The organism is Vibrio sp. A8-1, assembly GCF_013048685.1.
Classification (GTDB): Bacteria; Pseudomonadota; Gammaproteobacteria; order Enterobacterales; family Vibrionaceae; genus Vibrio; species Vibrio metschnikovii.
The window spans coordinates 17,036-34,630 of sequence record NZ_VHTC01000015.1 but is presented as its reverse complement, the minus strand read 5'-3'; the positions used below and the strand labels follow the sequence as shown (position 1 = coordinate 34,630).

Genomic DNA, 17,595 nt, shown 5'->3' with positions numbered 1-17,595 from the left:
GTTAGTCGGCGGATTGAACGTGCGCGCATTTACGATTTGCGCATAAGTGTTTAGTGCCGCTGGCAAATTTTTTCTCTACCAGTAATTGAAAGCCACAAACTTGGCATTGTCCTGCTAATGGTGGTTGATTGACGGCAAATTTGCATTTTGGGAAGGCATCACAGGCATAAAAGGCTTTGCCAAACCGAGATTGACGTTCGATCAGATGGCCTTGGCGACATTCTGGACAAACCAAGTGACTCGTATGGTTTTTTTTTGGTGTGTTTGCGGTTGGTGACTCGATATGGTGACAGATTGGATAGTTACTGCAACCGATAAACATGCCGTAGCGTCCTTGGCGTAGCACCAGTTCATGTTGACACTCTGGGCAAGCGACACCGAGTGGTTTGACAATGTGTCCATCGTTGTGATGCAAGGGTTTGATATAGTCACACTGGGGGTAGTGCTCACAGCCTAAGAATGGGCCAAGTTTAGCGCGGCGAAGCTGTAGGGCTCCGCCACACTTGGGGCATGGTTGATGGTTAAGGGCTTGTTCATGAGCCGAAAATAGCGATGGATCGATCGAATTGCTCATGGTGGCTTAATGTAAAATACCTTGTTCTTTGCTGTACAGTAGCTCTTCCATCAAAGTGTAGGCATTTTCATTGCCAGGAACATTAAACAGCACCATTAAAATGATCCATTTTAGGTCATCGAGTTCGAATTCGTTGGTTTCTAAGCCCATGACTCGATCAATAACCATTTCTCTGGTATCAGAGGTTAATACTTTTATTTGCTCTAAAAACAGTAAGAATCCACGTGCTTCAATGTCCAAACGTTCCATTTCTTGGGCGGTAAACATTCGCATCGACGTAGTTGCGCTGGTGGCGATGGCAGAGTGAGTATCGGTTTGTTGCAACGCTGCCAGCTCTTCGAGCCAATGTAGTGCTTTGTAAATATCTGGTTGATGAAAGCCTGCTCTTAACAATTCATCTTCGAGCTCGTCTTGATCCACCTGCAATTCAGCATCGCTATGGATATACGTCTCAAATAGATACATCAAAATATCCATCATCATAGCTTGCCTCTCCCCTTACGAATATAGCCACCGGAAACGGCAACAACATGGCCTAAAAGCTCTAACTCTAGTAGCTGCATCATGACTTCTTGCACGGGGATATGGGTCCGTTGTGCCAGAATATCAACTGGTGTCGCTTCTACTCCTACGTTAGCTAACAGCTCGGGAAATGGCAATTGTTCTTCATCATTTGGGCAACAAAAAAGTTCACCTTGTGTGCTAGAGGGTGAATCTTTGCACCAATTGAGCAGGTTTTCTACTTCTGCCAAAATATCCTCAACAGTCTGTACGAGACAGGCACCTTGACGGATCAACTGATTACTGCCTTGGCTATTGGTACTCGTGATCGGGCCGGGAATCACAAAAACGTCTCGTCCTTGTTCTATTGCATAGCGGGCGGTGATTAATGAGCCGCTTTTTTCAGCGGCTTCTACAACCAACACCCCAAGAGATAAGCCACTGATAATGCGATTGCGTCGTGGAAAATGTTCGGCACGCGGTGGTGTATTAGGACGAAACTCAGAAATTAATGCGCCATTATCTTTGATCCGCTCCGCAAGCGTTTTATGCCGTGTGGGATAAATACAATTCAGTCCAGAGCCTAATACTGCGAGGGTTGCTCCCCCAGCTTTCAGCGCTCCATCATGCGCATAACCATCAATACCTAAAGCCAGTCCACTGGTGATCACTATATTGTGCGCGGCTAATTCACCAGCAAATTGTTGAGCGATATGTTGATTATCAATCGTCGCATTACGACTGCCGACAATAGCGATTTGAGGTTGTTTTAACCAGTGCCGTTGTCCTTCAACAAACAGTACTTTGGGGGGCGAGGGAATTTCACGTAATAACGGAGGATAATTGACCTCATCATAGAGAGGGATGATATGACGCTGTGTGGCTTGTTGCTGCCAGATTAAACACTGTTCAACGTCCTTCTTACTTTGGTTAAGCAGATAATCCACTTGTTGAGCGGTTAATCCCAGAGCCAGCCATTGTTGGGCGGTGTAACCCGCAAGGTTAGTCAATGCATCACGACTCAGTAATCGGCTTAAGTTTTTTTGGGTTAACTTAGGCGTAAAACTGAGTGCGAGCCAGATGGTTAAATCGTGTTGGTCGGTTGGCATCACTGTGCTATGGGTGAAGTGAGCTGAACGTCGATGTCGCGCTATCCGATACCTCGGGAGGTAGGATCACTATCTGATTATCAATCGCGGCTTGGCTACTGGTGATCAGCGCTAGACTCATGGTGGGATAAGGACGAATGACCATGAGAGTACCGACTTTTTTCGCTGGTAACGTAATGACTTGGCTGGCGCGCTGTGCTTTGTCGGTATATTGCTCCCCCTTTTGGTAAACCGTTTGGCCGGCTTGATAAAGTTCAAACATGCTGCCTTGTTCTAGGCCCTCTTCTCGCCCATGGTCGATAACCACCACATGGTGCTTCGCTGCGTATTGACTGCCTTCCAACGTGCCGAGTAGCCTAGGGCGCGCATTATGTGGTGCTGGGCGAGGGAAAAAAGTTGTACTTAATGGTAATGATTCCAAGCTGATTTCTGGCAAAGCGATATCGTTTGCACGGATCTCTTGATTGAGCTCATCAATGGCTAAGGTTGTCATTGAGGGGGTACTTTCAACCAGATGTGCGGTCGCCAAGCGACGTAGAGCTCGCATAGAGTGGTTGGCACGTTGAAACTCGTTCATGGGACGATAGATACCCCAATGTTGCGCCTCATGTTGACCTTCAAGGTATAGCGCATCCGGTTGACTCAGGTATTGCTTGCCTTGATTTGAGCCAAGAATGCGTAACTGGTCGTTCAACTCTTGGGAGAGAATCAGTCTATCAGCCAGTAAGTAAGGCAGCAGTAACGCTTCTTCGACCGTTGTGAGGGGCGGTTTTTTGAGTACTCGTGCTTGTGGGCTGAGTTTGATCATCGGTTTAAGGCTTAATGTCGGTTGACCGTCGCGCCAGATTAACGTCAGTTGATCGCCAGGATAAATTAAATGCGGATTACTTATCTCAGGATTTGCTTGCCACAGACGTGGCCATAACCAAGGGTTATCTAAATACAGGGCAGAAATACCCCACAGTGTATCGCCTTTAACTACCGTATAAGTCCGTGGTGCTGAGTCTTTGATGCTTAACGGAGCCGGAGAGGCTAATGCATTGATGGATAAGCAGAGAGCGGCTAAACCTAGTGCGCTAAACCGTAGCCACAGAGAGCGATATCGAGTCATTAATACGGTCATCACCTGACTTCCTTGCTGGATGAATGAGAAAAGGTTTGTGAGAAATATGGCAGGATGCTGTCATTTAGGTCATAAAATGTCTAGAATTGACCCAACCAGCGTTAAGCTGTTTCGGCACAGTTCAATTTTTCGAGTGTATATGTCTGTATTACAAGTATTAACATTCCCTGATGATCGTCTTCGCACCGTTGCCAAGCCGGTTGAAAAGGTCACGCCAGAGATCCAAAAAATCGTTGATGACATGCTAGAAACCATGTACGACGAAGAGGGTATCGGGCTTGCTGCGACTCAAGTCGATATTCATCAACGTATTGTGGTGATTGATGTTTCGGATAGCCGAGATCAACCCATGGTGCTAATTAACCCGCAAATTATTGAAAAGCGCGGTGAAGATGGTATCGAAGAAGGTTGTTTATCGGTACCTGGATCGCGAGCTTTAGTGCCTCGTGCTGCTGAGGTGACTGTAAAAGCGCTTAATCGCGATGGCGAAGAGTATACCTTTGAGGCTGATGATTTATTGGCTATCTGCGTTCAGCATGAGCTGGACCACTTAGAAGGTAAGCTATTTGTTGATTACTTATCGCCATTAAAGCGTAAGCGTATCAAAGAGAAGTTAGAAAAGATTAAGCGTTTCAACGAGAAACGAAATTAATGCAATAGAGAGGTCAGCGTGAACCAATCATTACGTATTGTGTTTGCAGGAACTCCGGATTTCGCCGCCCGTCACTTGGCGGCGTTGTTGTCTTCGGAGCATGAGGTTATCGCGGTTTATACTCCGCCCGATCGACCTGCCGGACGCGGTAAAAAACTCACCGCCAGCCCAGTTAAACAGATGGCGCTTGAGCAAAAAATCCCTGTGTATCAGCCAGAGAATTTCAAAAGCGACGAAGCAAAACAGACCTTGGCTGATCTTAATGCCGATGTGATGGTAGTGGTGGCTTACAGTTTGTTATTACCGAAAGCTGTGCTTGATATCCCTAAATTGGGTTGTATTAATGTTCATGGCTCAATTTTACCTCGCTGGCGTGGCGCAGCGCCGATTCAGCGCTCGATTTGGGCCGGTGACAGTGAAACTGGCGTCACCATCATGCAGATGGATGTTGGTTTAGATACCGGTGATATGCTGAGTATCGTTCGCTTACCGATAGAAGCCAGTGATACCAGCGCTTCAATGTATGACAAATTAGCTGAGCTTGGCCCACAGGCTTTGGTTGCTTGCCTTGATAAATTAGCTTTAGGCCAACTTAGCCCAGAAAAGCAAGACGATGCTTTGGCAAATTACGCCCAGAAGCTGAGTAAAGAAGAAGCGAAAATCGATTGGACACAAGAGGCGGCGTTTATTGAACGCTGCGTGCGAGCGTTTAATCCTTGGCCGATCAGTCATTTTGATGTCGCTGATAATACGATTAAAGTCTGGCAAAGCCGTGTCGATGAGCGCGAGTCTACTCATGCCCCCGGTACCATTATTCAAGCGGATAAATCGGGCATTTATGTGGCGACAGGCCGTGGTGTGTTAGTGCTAGAGCAAATCCAAGTGCCGGGTAAAAAAGCTATGCCAGTACAGGATATTCTTAATGCTCGCGCCAGTTGGTTTGCGGTGGGCACCCAACTTAGCTAAACCTTTACGAGGGCAGAGATGCCCTAATTGATTTTCTTTTTAATGTGGTATTACTCATGAATGTTCGCGCAGCTGCGGCCAATGTTTTATTCCAAGTGGTCGATAAAGGCCACTCTCTGTCACACGCTTTGCCTGCGGCGCAAAAAACCATCCGTCCCCGCGATCATGCTTTATTACAAGAAATCTGCTACGGGGCATTACGTTATTTACCCCGCTTAGAGTCGATAGCCGGCCAGTTAATGGATAATCCATTAAAAGGTAAAAAGCGCGTCTTTCATCATCTGATCTTAGTCGGTTTGTATCAGTTGAGCTTTATGCGCATTCCTTCCCATGCCGCGGTAGCGGAGACGGTGGAAGCCACCAAAACTTTGCGTGGTCCAAGTTTAAGTGGTCTGATCAATGCCGTACTGCGCAGCTATTTACGCGATCAAGAAGCCCTTGATACTTTTGCTGTTAGCCATAATGCAGGATTATATGCGCACCCAAGTTGGTTATTGAAACTGCTGCAAGAGGCTTATCCTCAGCAATGGCAAACCATCATTGAAGCCAACAATAGTAAAGCACCGATGTGGCTGCGGGTTAATCGCCAGCATCATAGCCGTGAAGCATACCTTGCGCTGCTCGATAATGAGCAGATCGAATACACCGTACATCCACAGGCGGCAGACGCGATTAAGCTCGCGAGTCCGTGTGATGTTACTTTATTGCCCGGTTTTGATCGTGGTTGGGTGTCAGTGCAAGATGCCGCTGCTCAGTTAGCGGTAGATTATTTACAACCGCAAGATGGTGAGCTGATTTTAGATTGCTGCGCGGCACCGGGCGGAAAAACAGCGCATATTTTAGAGCATACTCAAGATACTGAAGTAGTGGCGATCGACAGCGATGCGGCACGTTTGGAGCGAGTCTACGATAATTTAGAACGTCTGCAACTGCGCGCGGATGTGATTTGCGGCGATGCACGCTACCCAGAAGAGTGGTGGCAAGGTGAGCAGTTTGATCGTATCTTGCTCGATGCGCCTTGTTCGGCAACGGGAGTGATTCGCCGTCATCCGGATATTAAATGGTTACGCCGCGCCAGTGATATTGAGGCTTTAGCTGAGCTACAGAGTGAAATTCTCGATGCGATGTGGAAGCAACTTAAAATCGGCGGCACTTTAGTCTACGCAACGTGCTCAATTACTCCGCAAGAAAACAGCCAGCAAATCAAAGCTTTCTTGGCGCGAACGCCTAAGGCACAGCTGATCGACTCTGATCCCGAGCAGCCGGGCAGACAAATTTTGCCTGGTGAGCAGGACATGGACGGCTTCTACTATGCGGTGTTGCGCAAGCAAGCCTAGTCATAGATAGACGATCATGGTTGTTGAGCGTTGATTAAAACCATCAGAGTTCAAAATATCATCCGTTGGATTACGTGAAGACAAGAGAGTAGGGTATGAAAATCATCATTCTTGGTGCAGGGCAGGTCGGTGGCACGCTAGCAGAAAACTTGGTCGGCGAAAATAATGATATTACCGTTGTTGACCGTAATCCCGAACGGTTGCGTGAATTACAAGATAAATACGATTTGCGAGTGATTAATGGCCATGCTAGCCATCCGAGTGTGCTACGTGAAGCGGGTGCACAAGATGCCGATATGTTAGTGGCCGTGACCAATACAGATGAAACGAATATGGCTGCCTGCCAAGTCGCGTTTACTTTATTTAACACCCCAAATCGAGTGGCGCGGATTCGTTCTCCAGAATACCTACTAGAAAAAGAGGCACTGTTTCAATCGGGCGCGGTGCCTGTTGATCATCTGATCGCTCCAGAAGAGCTGGTAACCAGTTATATTGAGCGTTTAGTTCAGTATCCCGGTGCGTTGCAGGTAGTCAGTTTTGCCGAAGAAAAAGTCAGCTTAGTGGCGGTAAAAGCCTATTATGGCGGCCCGTTAGTGGGCAATGCATTATCGGCATTACGCGAGCATATGCCACATATTGATACTCGTGTGGCGGCGATTTTTAGACAAGGTAGACCGATTCGACCGCAAGGTACGACGATCATTGAAGCTGACGATGAAGTTTTTTTCGTCGCTGCGAGCAACCACATTCGTGCAGTCATGAGTGAGCTACAACGGTTAGAAAAACCGTATCGACGGATCATGATTGTTGGTGGCGGTAATATTGGCGCGAGTCTAGCCAAACGTTTAGAACATACCTATAGCGTGAAACTTATCGAGCGTAATTATCAACGGGCGGAGCAACTGTCTGAAGAGCTCGAAAACACGATTGTATTTTGTGGTGATGCGGCGGATCAAGAGCTATTGTCGGAAGAAAATATCGATCAAGTCGATGTGTTTATTGCCCTAACCAACGAAGATGAAACCAATATTATGTCCGCTATGCTAGCAAAACGCATGGGCGCGAAAAAAGTCATGGTGTTGATTCAGCGTGGTGCTTACGTCGATCTAGTGCAAGGTGGGGTAATTGATGTGGCGATCTCGCCTCAACAAGCGACCATCTCGGCGTTATTGACCCATGTGCGTCGTGCCGACATTGTCAACGTCTCTTCGTTACGGCGCGGCGCAGCAGAAGCGATTGAAGCGATTGCTCACGGTGATGAAACTACTTCTAAAGTGGTCGGACGCACGGTGGGAGAAATACGCTTGCCACCGGGAACGACCATTGGAGCGATCGTCCGTGGTGAAGAAGTGCTGATTGCCCATGATCGCACCGTGATTGAACAAGATGATCACGTGGTGATGTTCTTGGTCGATAAAAAATACGTGCCTGACGTGGAAAGTTTATTCCAGCCAAGCCCCTTCTTTTTATAACTATTCTTTCTGTAACTATAGGTATTTGGCGTTATGTTGAATATACGCCCGATTTTATTCGTGGTAGGGCTGGTGCTGTCAAAGCTAGCGCTATTTATGTATGTCCCGACATTGGTGGCTTTTTTTACTGGCACTGAAGGGTTTATCGATTTTGCGCAAGCGCTAGTGATCACCCATCTTGCGTCGTTTGCTTGTTTGAGTATTGGCCGCTCCGCTGTATTTCGTCTGAATGCCCGAGATATGTTTTTGATCACCAGCTTGGTTTGGACGATTGCCAGTGCCTTTGCGGCATTACCGTTTGTGTTCATCAACCACATCAGCTTTACCGACGCTTATTTTGAAACCATGTCAGGTCTCACTACCACGGGATCTACGGTGCTCAGTGGCTTGGATTCTATGGCCCCGAGCATTCTACTCTGGCGCTCCATTTTACAATGGCTAGGCGGCGTCGGTTTTATCGTCATGGCGGTAGCAGTATTGCCAATGCTTAACGTTGGCGGAATGCGTTTGTTCCAAACCGAATCATCCGATTGGTCCGATAAAAGCAGTCCCCGCGCTAAAACGGTAGCGAAAAATATTGTTGGCGTTTACTTGGTGCTAACCGGACTGTGTATCCTCGGTTACTTATTGACGGGCATGGGATGGTTTGATGCTATTAATCATGCGTTCACGACTTTATCGACCGGAGGTTACTCAACCTCTGATGGCTCAATGAACCATTTCTCTCATGGTGCTCACTGGGTCGCGATCGTGTTTATGTTTTTGGGTGGGTTGCCTTTCTTATTATTTATTGCCGCCCTTCGTAAGCGTAGCCTACAAACGGTCATTCAAGATGCCCAAGTACGCGGCTTTTTCCTATTATTTATGATCACCAGTTTAGTGATTGCGCTATGGCTAACCATACATAATGGCTACTCGTTATTAGATGCACTGCGCGTGGCGATGTTCAATATTGTCTCGGTAGTGACCACCACAGGATTTGGACTGGATGATTTTACTGCGTGGGGGGCCTTCCCTGCGACGTTATTCGCTTTTTTGATGGTCTCAGGGGCGTGCTCCGGATCCACCTCTGGGGGGATAAAAGTCTTTCGTTTTCAAATCGGCTTTGCCTTGCTCAATAAACAAATGTTGAAACTGGTTCATCCGTCGGGTGTGTTTGTACAGCGCTATAATCAACGGCCGGTTAATGAAGATATTGTGCGTTCCGTCGTCGCCTTTGGTTTGGCATTTTTCATTACCATTATTTTGCTTGCTGGTGCGTTATCGGCGATGGGGTTGGATGCCGTAACCAGTATTTCTGGAGCGATCACGGCCGTCGCGAATGTGGGTCCAGGTATGGGCAATGTGATTGGCCCAAGTGGCAATTTTGCCCCGTTACCTGATGCGGCGAAGTGGCTGCTCAGTATTGGTATGCTGATGGGGCGATTGGAAATATTGACGATTTTAGTGCTATTTTTTCCGGCTTTTTGGCGACGGTAGAGGGTTGAGTCTATCCTTCGCTGTGTGTTTATGATGCTGGCACATAAAAATAAATCGCTAAAAAGTGGCAAGCGCAGCCGACCAAAACAAACACATGCCAAATCGCATGATGGTAAGGGATGCGCTTAGCAACATAAAAAATAACGCCCAATGAATAAATCAATCCGCCTAATGCCAACAGCAATAAGCCCCCTAAAGGTAAATTAGCGGTTAGTTGATAAATCACGATCAACGATAACCAGCCCATGCTCAAATAGCTAAACAGCGAAAAGCGTTTAAAGCGCTGCATGAACGCGATTTTCATGATGATCCCCGCCAGCGCAATCGACCAAATGATCACCATTAAACCTATCGCTAAAGGCGTACGTAAGCTGACCAATAAAAAAGGTGTATAACTGCCAGCGATCAACAGATAAATCGCGCAGTGGTCAAAAACTTTCAACCCCTGTTTGATTTTTTGATCAGAAACCGCATGGTACAAGGTAGAGGCAAGAAACAGTACAATCATGCTACTACCATACAGAGCCATACTGGTAATGGTTAGCGGATCGGCCTCATAAGCCAGTGCCTTATTGAGCAATAGAATCAAACCAATAATCCCCATCAATAGGCCAATCGCGTGGCTGATGGTGTTGGCGATCTCTTCTTTATAAGGATAAGTATCTGTTGCCATGGTCTCTTTACCCATTAATGTATTTATTATTCGATTATCGCACATTAAGCGTACACGTGTAAGTTGGTTTTTTGTTAGTAAAAATGTTGGTTAACTATCGATCAATGGTTGAGTTGGTGCTAATCTATTATTGATATGCAAACATATCGTCATCCCTAAATAATTATTTGGATTGGCACTGCCAGAATGAGCCACTTTTTAGCCATCATTGGATAAAGATTAACTCATAATTATTTAGGCTATACCATTGGCAATGGATATGCCTGACCGTTAGGTAAGTTAATGCGCCCAACAGCTGTCAGGTTTTCGCACACTAACCGTAGTGCAATGCGCCGTCGTAGTGGTTTTACTACTGCATTGGTTGCAAAAAAAATCGCGTCTGCACCGACTCTTGTCGAACAACGTGCGTTTATCGCATCGAATGAAACAAAAGTGGTCCAGGCCGCTTAAGTTAAAAAGCGCAGCTTATTTTCTGCGCTTTTTTTTGTCTGTTGCTCTCCCTTTTTTGTCGCTCGCCACGGTTTTTTTCATCGATGGCATCATGGCTACTGACCTTGCGCCGATGGTGCTATCTCTCCGATTAACTCGCTTACCCTTCCCCTTTGGATTGTTTGCCAGAAGGCAATTTGCTACCTTTAGTGAAAAACCATCATAACCATATGGAGACGAGCATGAAATGCCATCGTGTTGAAGAGTTATTAGCCTTATTAGAGCCAGAATGGCACAAGCAGTCTGAGTTGAATTTGGTCCAGTTTATTGGATTATTAGCTCAAGAGGCTGGTTACCAAGGTAATCTGAGTGAGTTAACCGATGATGTACTGATTTATCATTTGAAAATGCGTAATAGCAGTAAAGATGAAGTGATCCCAGGCCTTAAAAAAGACTACGAAGATGATTTTAAAACGGCGATCTTACGTGCGCGTGGTATCTTGCCTGAATAAACGAAGGATTAGCGAACGATGCCTTGGTTCTTCCTGGGTATAAGCTGATTGACACGATCTCACTATGGCAAGGGGCTCAGTAATGATCTCCTTTATGCAATGACGCAAGCGACTTTTCATTTCGATGCACTGACACCGGATTTAATTTGGTACGCACTAGAAAGCATCGGCGTGCGTGCTGAATCAGGTTTTTTAGCCCTCAATAGCTATGAAAACCGAGTCTATCAATTTACTGACGAAGAGAGTCGACGTTTTGTCGTTAAGTTCTATCGACCACAACGTTGGACAGAGCAGCAAATCCAAGAGGAGCACGATTTCGCTTTAGAACTCGCCGCGGCAGAAATCCCATTAGCGCCCCCTTTAGTGATCAATGGCAACAGCTTACATTACTATCAAGGTTACTATTTTGCGCTGTTTACTAGCATGGGAGGACGCCAGTTTGAAGTGGATAATCCGCAGCAGCTAGAGTGGGTGGGGCGTTTTTTAGGGCGAATCCATAAAATAGGGGGCAGTAAAACCTTTATTCATCGCCCGAGCTTAGGTTTAGAAGAGTATTTATATCAACCGAAACGGGTCTTAGAACAAGCTTCGTTTATTCCATCACATTTACAAAATGCTTTTTTTAATGATCTCAATTTGTTAATAGAGCGTATCGAACAATATTGGCAACCCACACAGAGCCCTATTCGCCTGCATGGTGATTGCCATCCCGGCAATATTTTATGGCGAGATGGGCCAATGTTTGTCGATTTAGATGACGCGCGTAATGGACCTGCGGTGCAAGATTTATGGATGCTGCTCAGTGGCGATCGGCAGGATAAGCTTGTTCAGTTGGATATTTTGCTGGAAGGTTATCAAGAGTTTTGTGATTTTAATCCCCAGCAATTGAAACTTATTGAGCCATTGCGCGGTCTACGCATGGTGCATTATATGGCCTGGTTGGCTAAACGCTGGCATGATCCGGCGTTTCCACTCGCTTTCCCATGGTTCAATGATCCAAAATATTGGGAAGGTCAAGTGCTTGCGTTTAAAGAGCAGTTATCTGCCTTAGAAGAACCTTCTCTATCACTGATGCCAAATTGGTAACTTGCCTCATCAAAGGAATAATGGAGTTTAATCATGAAAAAGCTGTTTGCACTGGTTGCAACCCTAATCTTAAGCCTTTCGGCTCATGCCGCTCAGTTTAAAGAGGGAGTGCACTACAAAGTGCTTGATTTACCCAAGGCTAGCCAGCCTAGTGTCAGCGAATACTTTTCGTTTTACTGCCCGCATTGCTACTCGTTTGAGCCGATCATTAAACAGCTTAAAGAGCAGTTGCCAGCAGAGGTCCGATTACAAAAAAATCACGTCTCCTTCATGGGCGGTAATATGGGCAAATCAATGAGTAAAGCGTACGCGACGATGCTGGCTTTAAACGTTGAAGAGCAAATGTTACCAGTGATGTTTAATCGTATTCATAATCAACGTAAAGCACCGAAAAACGATCAAGAGTTACGTCAAATATTCACCGATGAAGGTATCGACGGAGCAAAGTTTGATGCTGCGTTCAATGGTTTTGCGGTCGATTCGATGGTGCGTCGTTTTGATAAACAGTTCCAAGATAGCGGTTTAACTGGCGTACCTGCGGTGGTGGTGAACAACCGTTACCTAGTGCAAGCTCAGGGTATCAAAACCGTTGATGAGTATTTTGAGCTAGTCAACTTTTTGTTAACGCAGTAATTTTTCAGGCATTTCACATTGTCGTTGGTCAAGCGAATCATGCATTGCTGAAGAGCCATGCATGATTTTTTTATACACAACCCAACGGTGTCATTTAGCCCTATTTTCCGATTATTGAGTCATGGTCAAACAGCCTGCGCAACCAATTGTTTGAGTAGCCTATCCATTGCTCGATAGCCGAGCGCTTCCGCCAGATGTGACCGCTGAATATCGGCTACGCCTTCTAAATCTGCGATAGTCCGTGCCACTTTAATGATCCGGTGATAAGCGCGGACGGATAAGCCTAAGCGATGCAATGCCGCTTCTAAGAACTCTGCATCCGAGCGAGCTAATGGGCAAAAAATATCAATCTCACGACTTTGCAGCAGCCCGTTAACCTTACCACTGCGCGCCAGCATTCGTTCGCGCGCGATCTGTACTCGTTGCCGTACCACCTCCGTTGTTTCTCCTCGATCACCGCCTTGAGATAACGTCCCTTTTGGTAGCGCAGGAATTTCAATCGACATATCAAATCGGTCTAGCAAAGGGCCAGAAAGTCGACTTAAATAGCGCAGGATCACTTGCGGGTTAACCCTTGCTTGGTTGCCCTCATAATAGCCAGTAGGGCTAGGATTGAGTGCGCCCACCAGTTGAAAGCGTGCCGGAAAGCGAGTTTTACCTTGGGCGCGTGAAATAATAATCTCTCCTGATTCAAGAGGCTCGCGGAGTGAATCAAGCACTTTTCGTTCAAATTCAGGCATTTCGTCGAGAAACAATAGGCCGTTATGGGCTAATGAGATTTCTCCTGGCCGTGGAATCGTACCGCCGCCAACTAAGGCTGCCATCGAGCTTGAGTGGTGTGGTGACCGAAAAGGACGACGTTTCCAGTTGTATTGATTGATCTCCTGCTGGGTCAGCGAGGCGACAGAGGCGGTTTCCATCGCTTCCTCTTCGCTCATTTCTGGTAGTAAATCACACAGCCGTGATGCGAGCATGGTTTTCCCGGTCCCCGGAGGGCCAAGAAATAGCAAGTTATGATTCCCTGCTGCGGCAATTTCCAGTGCTCGTTTTCCTTGTTGTTGACCAATAATATCTTGTAGATCTCGAGAGTGATCGGGTGGTTGTACAATCGGTTCGCTTTGAAAGAGCGTTAAGTTTTTTTGACCACATAAATCCGCGCAAACTTCTAACAGGTTTTGTGCGGATTTATGGTTGCTTTCACCGACTAACGCCGCTTGATCGCCGTTATCTTGCGGTACGACCAAACTGCGTTGAGCATGATTCGCTGCCAATGCCGCGGGCAAAACCCCCTTAACGCGCCTGATTTCTCCCGACAATGCCAGCTCACCAATAAACTCATAAGCGGCTAAATGAGTGTGAGGTATTTGTTCAGACGCAGCTAAAATCCCCAGAGCGATGGGTAAATCAAACCGGCCTCCCTCCTTGGGGAGATCGGCAGGTGCTAAGTTAACGGTAATTCGTTTAGCGGGAAACTCGAAGCGTGAGTTAATGATCGCACTGCGCACTCGGTCTTTGGATTCTTTCACCGTGGTTTCGGGGAGGCCGACTAAGGTGAAGCCGGGCATGCCGTTACTGATGTGTACTTCGACAGTGACTTCTGGTGCTTGGACGCCAATACTGGCTCGGCTATGAATAATCGCAAGGCCCATTTTTTCCCTTTATCGTTAGGTTGACTTCTACTGGCAATGTGCCTGAAAAACGTGCGAAGAATCAGCGTTCTGAGGATAAAAATGGTGATATTTCGATAGAAGACGCACAAATAAGCTTAAGAGAGTGTGAAAAAATAATCAGTTTTTGCTTGTCATGTAACAGATATGTGTGTTACCACTAGAACTGCAAACAATTACGTACTCAGTACGGCAACATATAGAACGATTATTATGAATTTTAACGCTCGCATTAACGCACTAATTAACCTGCTGATCGTGGTCATTATTATGACGGCGCGGGGGCTTGTGGGCGCAAAATAACACACAAATTTAAAAAGACCCCCGCACTGAGAAGTTCGGGGGTTTTTTTTCAACTATCTAACGACATCGTGCAATCTGATCGGTGATTATCCAACCAGATATGGACAGGAAGAATGGGAGCGGCACATGAAGTGCAAACACAACAATGTTAACGGCGCAACGCGCGCTTTAGGAGGGGTACAATGACGGGAGCACAACTTGTCGTTGCCGCCTTACAGCAACAGGGCATCAAAACCGTTTTTGGTTACCCTGGTGGTGCCATCATGCCTATTTATGATGCGCTGTATGATGGTGGCGTGGAGCATATCCTTTGTCGCCATGAGCAAGGGGCGGCGATGGCGGCGATTGGTATGGCTCGCTCAACCCAAAGCGTGGCGGTCTGTATGGCAACCTCGGGACCTGGAGCGACCAATTTAGTCACTGGCCTTGCGGATGCATTTCTGGATTCGGTTCCTCTAGTAGCGATCACAGGTCAAGTCGCAAGCTCACACATAGGTACCGACGCTTTCCAAGAGATGGATGTGATAGGGATGTCGCTCTCTTGTACCAAGCACAGCTATCTGGTGACCGATATTGGTGAATTGGCTGCGACACTGGCTGAAGCGTTTGAGGTAGCGAAAACCGGTCGTCCAGGTCCGGTTATCGTTGATATCGCGAAAGATGTTCAGTTAGCCCAAGCGCCAAGTTCAGAGTTTCCTGTGTTCACACCACCAGCGATGCCGGAAGTTTGCCCAGAGCAATTGCAAGCAGCGCAGCAGCTATTGTCGGCCAGTCAGCGTCCAGTGTTGTATGTGGGTGGTGGCGTGCAATTGGCGAAAGCCACAGCGACAGTGCGTGAGTTCTTGCGTTTAAATCCTATGCCTTCAGTGAGTACCTTAAAAGGGCTCGGTACGATAGAACGGCATGACCCGCATTATCTGGGTATGTTGGGTATGCATGGTACCAAAGCCGCCAACTTAGTTGTTCAAGAGAGTGATTTATTGATTGTGGTTGGCGCGCGTTTTGATGACCGAGTCACCGGCAAGCTAGATACTTTTGCACCGCATGCGAAAGTCATTCATATCGATATTGATGCCGCTGAATTTAATAAATTGCGCCGAGCCAATGCGGCTTTGCGTGGCGATATTAATCGTATTCTTCCACAACTGGAGTTAAACCATGATATTTCATCATGGGCTGATTACAGTGAAAGTTTACGCTGTGATTTTACTTGGCGTTATGACCATCCCGGCGAGATGATTTTTGCGCCACTGCTACTGAAGCAACTCTCCGATATGATGCCTGATAGTGCGATGGTTTCCACCGATGTCGGTCAGCATCAAATGTGGGCAGCGCAGCATATTCAGCCCCGAGCGCCACAAAACTTCATTACTTCGGCTGGCCTTGGCACGATGGGTTTTGGACTACCCGCGTCAATGGGTGCAGCGGTGGCTCGTCCAGACGACCAATCTATTCTGATCTCTGGTGATGGCTCTTTCATGATGAATGTTCAGGAGCTCGGCACGCTCAAGCGGCGTCAAATCCCAGTGAAAATGGTGTTACTCGATAACCAACGTTTAGGCATGGTCCGTCAATGGCAATCGCTGTTTTTTGATGGTCGTCATAGTGAAACGATTTTGGATGACAACCCAGACTTCGTGATGCTGGCCCAAGCCTTCGGTATCCCAGGTAAGACCATCACCAAAAAAGAGCAAGTGGAACCGGCATTGCAAGAGATGCTGGCCAGTAAAACCGCTTACTTATTGCATGTTTTGATCGATGAAGAAGAAAATGTTTGGCCGTTGGTACCACCCGGCGCCTCAAATAGTGATATGTTGGAGAACACCTAATGGAAAGATATTTATTAGACATCAAAGCCGATGATAAACCGGTCCTATTAGAGCGTGTTCTGCGGGTAGTGCGTCATCGCGGCTTTACTATCAGACAAGTGGCGGCAACCCAAAACCATATTAGTCAGGTCGCCAGTGTTGAAATTATTGTCGATAGCGATCGGCCGATCAGCACTTTGGTTAACCAAATTGAAAAATTATGGGATATTCGTAGTGTCGACGTTACCCCTTTAAACCTCGACGAACTCCCTAACAACAATTTACAACAAAAGATTTGTGCATAAGGAAGGCAAGCAATGGCAACAAAAACAGCAGATTACATTTGGTTTAACGGTGAAATGGTGCCATGGGCAAACGCTAATGTTCATGTCCTGACCCATGCAATGCATTACGGTACCTCGGTATTTGAAGGCGTGCGTTGCTATAACACACCAAAAGGCCCAATCGTTTTCCGTCATCGCGAGCATGCTCAGCGTCTGAAAGATTCGGCAAAAATTTATCGCTTTCCAATTCCCTATACGATTGACGAAATCATGGAAGCAACGCGCGAAACCTTGCGGATTAATAAGCTTGATTCGGCTTACATTCGCCCGTTGGGTTTTGTGGGCAATGTCGGACTTGGCGTTTGTCCACCAGTGAATACGGAAATGGAATTGATCATCGCAGCTTTCCCTTGGGGTGCTTATTTAGGCGATGAAGCTCTAGAAAATGGCGTCGATGCGATGGTTTCTAGTTGGCATCGCGCTGCGCCGAATACCATTCCAACCGCTGCTAAAGCGGGTGGTAACTACTTATCCTCTTTGCTTGTTGGCGGTGAAGCGCGTCGTCATGGCTATGCCGAAGGTATTGCCTTAAGCGTGGATGGCTATTTATCTGAAGGTGCAGGCGAAAATATCTTTGTGATCAAAAATGGCGTACTGCTGACTCCGCCAACGACCAGCTCCATTTTGCCTGGCATTACCCGCGATTCGATCATGACCCTTGCCAAAGACATGGGCTACGAAGTGCGTGAAGTGAATATTGCCCGTGAGGCGCTGTATTTGGCGGATGAAATTTTCATGACCGGAACGGCAGCGGAAATTGTGCCAGTACGCAGTGTCGATCAAATTACGGTAGGTGAAGGTAAACGCGGACCAATCACTAAAGTGATGCAAGAGGCGTACTTTGGCTTATTCAACGGTACCACAGAAGATAAATGGGGTTGGTTGGATTATGTGTACTCAGAGAAGCAGTCATAGGGGATAACCGAT

General features: G+C 46.9%; 18 protein-coding genes. 12 read left to right on the top strand and 6 right to left on the bottom strand.

The annotated features are described in order from the left end of the window. Nucleotide 1 precedes the first annotated feature (1 nt). Genes FKN93_RS09900 through FKN93_RS09885 form a run of 4 tightly spaced genes read right to left on the bottom strand, consistent with a single transcriptional unit; the run spans nucleotide 2 to nucleotide 3,307 of the window. Entirely contained in the window at nucleotides 2-574 is a 573-nt protein-coding gene (locus tag FKN93_RS09900) for a type I DNA topoisomerase (protein ID WP_170905019.1), read from the bottom strand. A gap of 6 nt (nucleotides 575-580) precedes the next feature. Continuing rightward, nucleotides 581-1,057 carry a DUF494 family protein gene (locus FKN93_RS09895; RefSeq protein ID WP_154169673.1) on the bottom strand — a complete coding sequence of 159 codons (477 nt, stop codon included), beginning with the start codon at nucleotides 1,055-1,057 and terminating at the stop codon, nucleotides 581-583. After that, nucleotides 1,054-2,184, bottom strand: a complete 1,131-nt coding sequence (gene dprA / locus FKN93_RS09890) for a DNA-processing protein DprA (protein ID WP_170905018.1) — start codon at nucleotides 2,182-2,184, stop codon at nucleotides 1,054-1,056. The genes FKN93_RS09895 and dprA overlap by 4 nt, the downstream gene beginning before the upstream one ends. A 7-nt stretch (nucleotides 2,185-2,191) precedes the next feature. Beyond that, nucleotides 2,192-3,307, bottom strand: coding sequence for a LysM peptidoglycan-binding domain-containing protein (locus FKN93_RS09885; protein ID WP_170905039.1), 1,116 nt, complete (start codon nucleotides 3,305-3,307; stop codon nucleotides 2,192-2,194). 139 nt (nucleotides 3,308-3,446) lie between these two features. Between FKN93_RS09885 and def the strand changes: the two genes are divergently transcribed. The 5 genes from def (at nucleotide 3,447) to FKN93_RS09860 (ending at nucleotide 9,213) form a co-directional block, all read left to right on the top strand. After that, on the top strand, nucleotides 3,447-3,959 hold the full coding sequence (gene def / locus FKN93_RS09880; RefSeq protein WP_004397567.1) for a peptide deformylase: 513 nt from the start codon (nucleotides 3,447-3,449) through the stop codon (nucleotides 3,957-3,959). An 18-nt stretch (nucleotides 3,960-3,977) separates the two neighbouring features. Further along, the gene (fmt, locus tag FKN93_RS09875; protein WP_170905017.1) at nucleotides 3,978-4,925 is read left to right on the top strand and encodes a methionyl-tRNA formyltransferase; all 948 of its coding nucleotides are present in this window, start codon (nucleotides 3,978-3,980) and stop codon (nucleotides 4,923-4,925) included. A gap of 56 nt (nucleotides 4,926-4,981) precedes the next feature. Continuing rightward, complete coding sequence (gene rsmB, locus FKN93_RS09870) at nucleotides 4,982-6,262, top strand: 16S rRNA (cytosine(967)-C(5))-methyltransferase RsmB (RefSeq protein WP_170905016.1); 1,281 nt, start codon at nucleotides 4,982-4,984, stop codon at nucleotides 6,260-6,262. 95 nt (nucleotides 6,263-6,357) lie between these two features. Then, complete coding sequence (gene trkA, locus FKN93_RS09865) at nucleotides 6,358-7,734, top strand: Trk system potassium transporter TrkA (RefSeq protein WP_004397573.1); 1,377 nt, start codon at nucleotides 6,358-6,360, stop codon at nucleotides 7,732-7,734. A gap of 33 nt (nucleotides 7,735-7,767) precedes the next feature. Then, nucleotides 7,768-9,213 carry a TrkH family potassium uptake protein gene (locus FKN93_RS09860; protein WP_158137563.1) on the top strand — a complete coding sequence of 482 codons (1,446 nt, stop codon included), beginning with the start codon at nucleotides 7,768-7,770 and terminating at the stop codon, nucleotides 9,211-9,213. Nucleotides 9,214-9,241: 28 nt separating this feature from the next. On the opposite strand, the gene FKN93_RS09855 is transcribed toward FKN93_RS09860, so the two are convergent. Next, nucleotides 9,242-9,886 carry a hemolysin III family protein gene (locus tag FKN93_RS09855; protein ID WP_040905819.1) on the bottom strand — a complete coding sequence of 215 codons (645 nt, stop codon included), beginning with the start codon at nucleotides 9,884-9,886 and terminating at the stop codon, nucleotides 9,242-9,244. A 282-nt stretch (nucleotides 9,887-10,168) separates the two neighbouring features. Here FKN93_RS09855 and FKN93_RS09850 point away from each other — a divergent pair, with 282 nt between their 5' ends. From FKN93_RS09850 to FKN93_RS09835, 4 genes are all read left to right on the top strand, one after another. Further along, on the top strand, nucleotides 10,169-10,336 hold the full coding sequence (locus FKN93_RS09850; protein WP_110168332.1) for a hypothetical protein: 168 nt from the start codon (nucleotides 10,169-10,171) through the stop codon (nucleotides 10,334-10,336). A gap of 221 nt (nucleotides 10,337-10,557) precedes the next feature. Then, nucleotides 10,558-10,827, top strand: a complete 270-nt coding sequence (locus FKN93_RS09845) for a YihD family protein (RefSeq protein WP_004397581.1) — start codon at nucleotides 10,558-10,560, stop codon at nucleotides 10,825-10,827. A 99-nt stretch (nucleotides 10,828-10,926) separates the two neighbouring features. Then, entirely contained in the window at nucleotides 10,927-11,913 is a 987-nt protein-coding gene (locus FKN93_RS09840; RefSeq protein WP_004397583.1) for a serine/threonine protein kinase, read from the top strand. A gap of 33 nt (nucleotides 11,914-11,946) precedes the next feature. After that, entirely contained in the window at nucleotides 11,947-12,546 is a 600-nt protein-coding gene (locus FKN93_RS09835; protein WP_154169665.1) for a thiol:disulfide interchange protein DsbA/DsbL, read from the top strand. A 125-nt stretch (nucleotides 12,547-12,671) separates the two neighbouring features. Here the strand turns inward: FKN93_RS09835 and FKN93_RS09830 are convergent, their stop codons facing one another. Beyond that, nucleotides 12,672-14,195, bottom strand: a complete 1,524-nt coding sequence (locus FKN93_RS09830) for a YifB family Mg chelatase-like AAA ATPase (protein WP_154169663.1) — start codon at nucleotides 14,193-14,195, stop codon at nucleotides 12,672-12,674. Between the two features lie 503 nt (nucleotides 14,196-14,698). Here FKN93_RS09830 and ilvG point away from each other — a divergent pair. Genes ilvG through ilvE form a run of 3 tightly spaced genes read left to right on the top strand, consistent with a single transcriptional unit; the run spans nucleotide 14,699 to nucleotide 17,583 of the window. Next, nucleotides 14,699-16,345, top strand: a complete 1,647-nt coding sequence (ilvG, locus tag FKN93_RS09825; RefSeq protein WP_170905015.1) for an acetolactate synthase 2 catalytic subunit — start codon at nucleotides 14,699-14,701, stop codon at nucleotides 16,343-16,345. Then, nucleotides 16,345-16,629 (top strand): acetolactate synthase 2 small subunit, encoded by a 285-nt coding sequence (gene ilvM / locus FKN93_RS09820; protein ID WP_004397591.1) that lies wholly within the window; start codon nucleotides 16,345-16,347, stop codon nucleotides 16,627-16,629. Before ilvG ends, ilvM begins: the two co-directional genes overlap by 1 nt. Nucleotides 16,630-16,641: 12 nt before the next feature. After that, nucleotides 16,642-17,583, top strand: coding sequence for a branched-chain-amino-acid transaminase (gene ilvE, locus FKN93_RS09815; RefSeq protein WP_004397593.1), 942 nt, complete (start codon nucleotides 16,642-16,644; stop codon nucleotides 17,581-17,583). Nucleotides 17,584-17,595 lie beyond the last annotated feature (12 nt).

Coding starts and splice junctions, on each gene's coding strand:
- FKN93_RS09885 (WP_170905039.1), bottom strand. CDS start 3,307: ATGACCGTATTAATGACTCGATATCGCTCTCTGTGGCTACGGTTTAGC.
- trkA (WP_004397573.1), top strand. CDS start 6,358: ATGAAAATCATCATTCTTGGTGCAGGGCAGGTCGGTGGCACGCTAGCA.
- FKN93_RS09840 (WP_004397583.1), top strand. CDS start 10,927: ATGACGCAAGCGACTTTTCATTTCGATGCACTGACACCGGATTTAATT.
- FKN93_RS09860 (WP_158137563.1), top strand. CDS start 7,768: ATGTTGAATATACGCCCGATTTTATTCGTGGTAGGGCTGGTGCTGTCA.
- ilvM (WP_004397591.1), top strand. CDS start 16,345: ATGGAAAGATATTTATTAGACATCAAAGCCGATGATAAACCGGTCCTA.
- ilvE (WP_004397593.1), top strand. CDS start 16,642: ATGGCAACAAAAACAGCAGATTACATTTGGTTTAACGGTGAAATGGTG.
- FKN93_RS09835 (WP_154169665.1), top strand. CDS start 11,947: ATGAAAAAGCTGTTTGCACTGGTTGCAACCCTAATCTTAAGCCTTTCG.
- FKN93_RS09855 (WP_040905819.1), bottom strand. CDS start 9,886: ATGGCAACAGATACTTATCCTTATAAAGAAGAGATCGCCAACACCATC.
- FKN93_RS09895 (WP_154169673.1), bottom strand. CDS start 1,057: ATGATGATGGATATTTTGATGTATCTATTTGAGACGTATATCCATAGC.
- FKN93_RS09850 (WP_110168332.1), top strand. CDS start 10,169: ATGCGCCCAACAGCTGTCAGGTTTTCGCACACTAACCGTAGTGCAATG.
- ilvG (WP_170905015.1), top strand. CDS start 14,699: ATGACGGGAGCACAACTTGTCGTTGCCGCCTTACAGCAACAGGGCATC.
- FKN93_RS09845 (WP_004397581.1), top strand. CDS start 10,558: ATGAAATGCCATCGTGTTGAAGAGTTATTAGCCTTATTAGAGCCAGAA.
- rsmB (WP_170905016.1), top strand. CDS start 4,982: ATGAATGTTCGCGCAGCTGCGGCCAATGTTTTATTCCAAGTGGTCGAT.
- FKN93_RS09900 (WP_170905019.1), bottom strand. CDS start 574: ATGAGCAATTCGATCGATCCATCGCTATTTTCGGCTCATGAACAAGCC.
- FKN93_RS09830 (WP_154169663.1), bottom strand. CDS start 14,195: ATGGGCCTTGCGATTATTCATAGCCGAGCCAGTATTGGCGTCCAAGCA.
- def (WP_004397567.1), top strand. CDS start 3,447: ATGTCTGTATTACAAGTATTAACATTCCCTGATGATCGTCTTCGCACC.
- dprA (WP_170905018.1), bottom strand. CDS start 2,184: ATGCCAACCGACCAACACGATTTAACCATCTGGCTCGCACTCAGTTTT.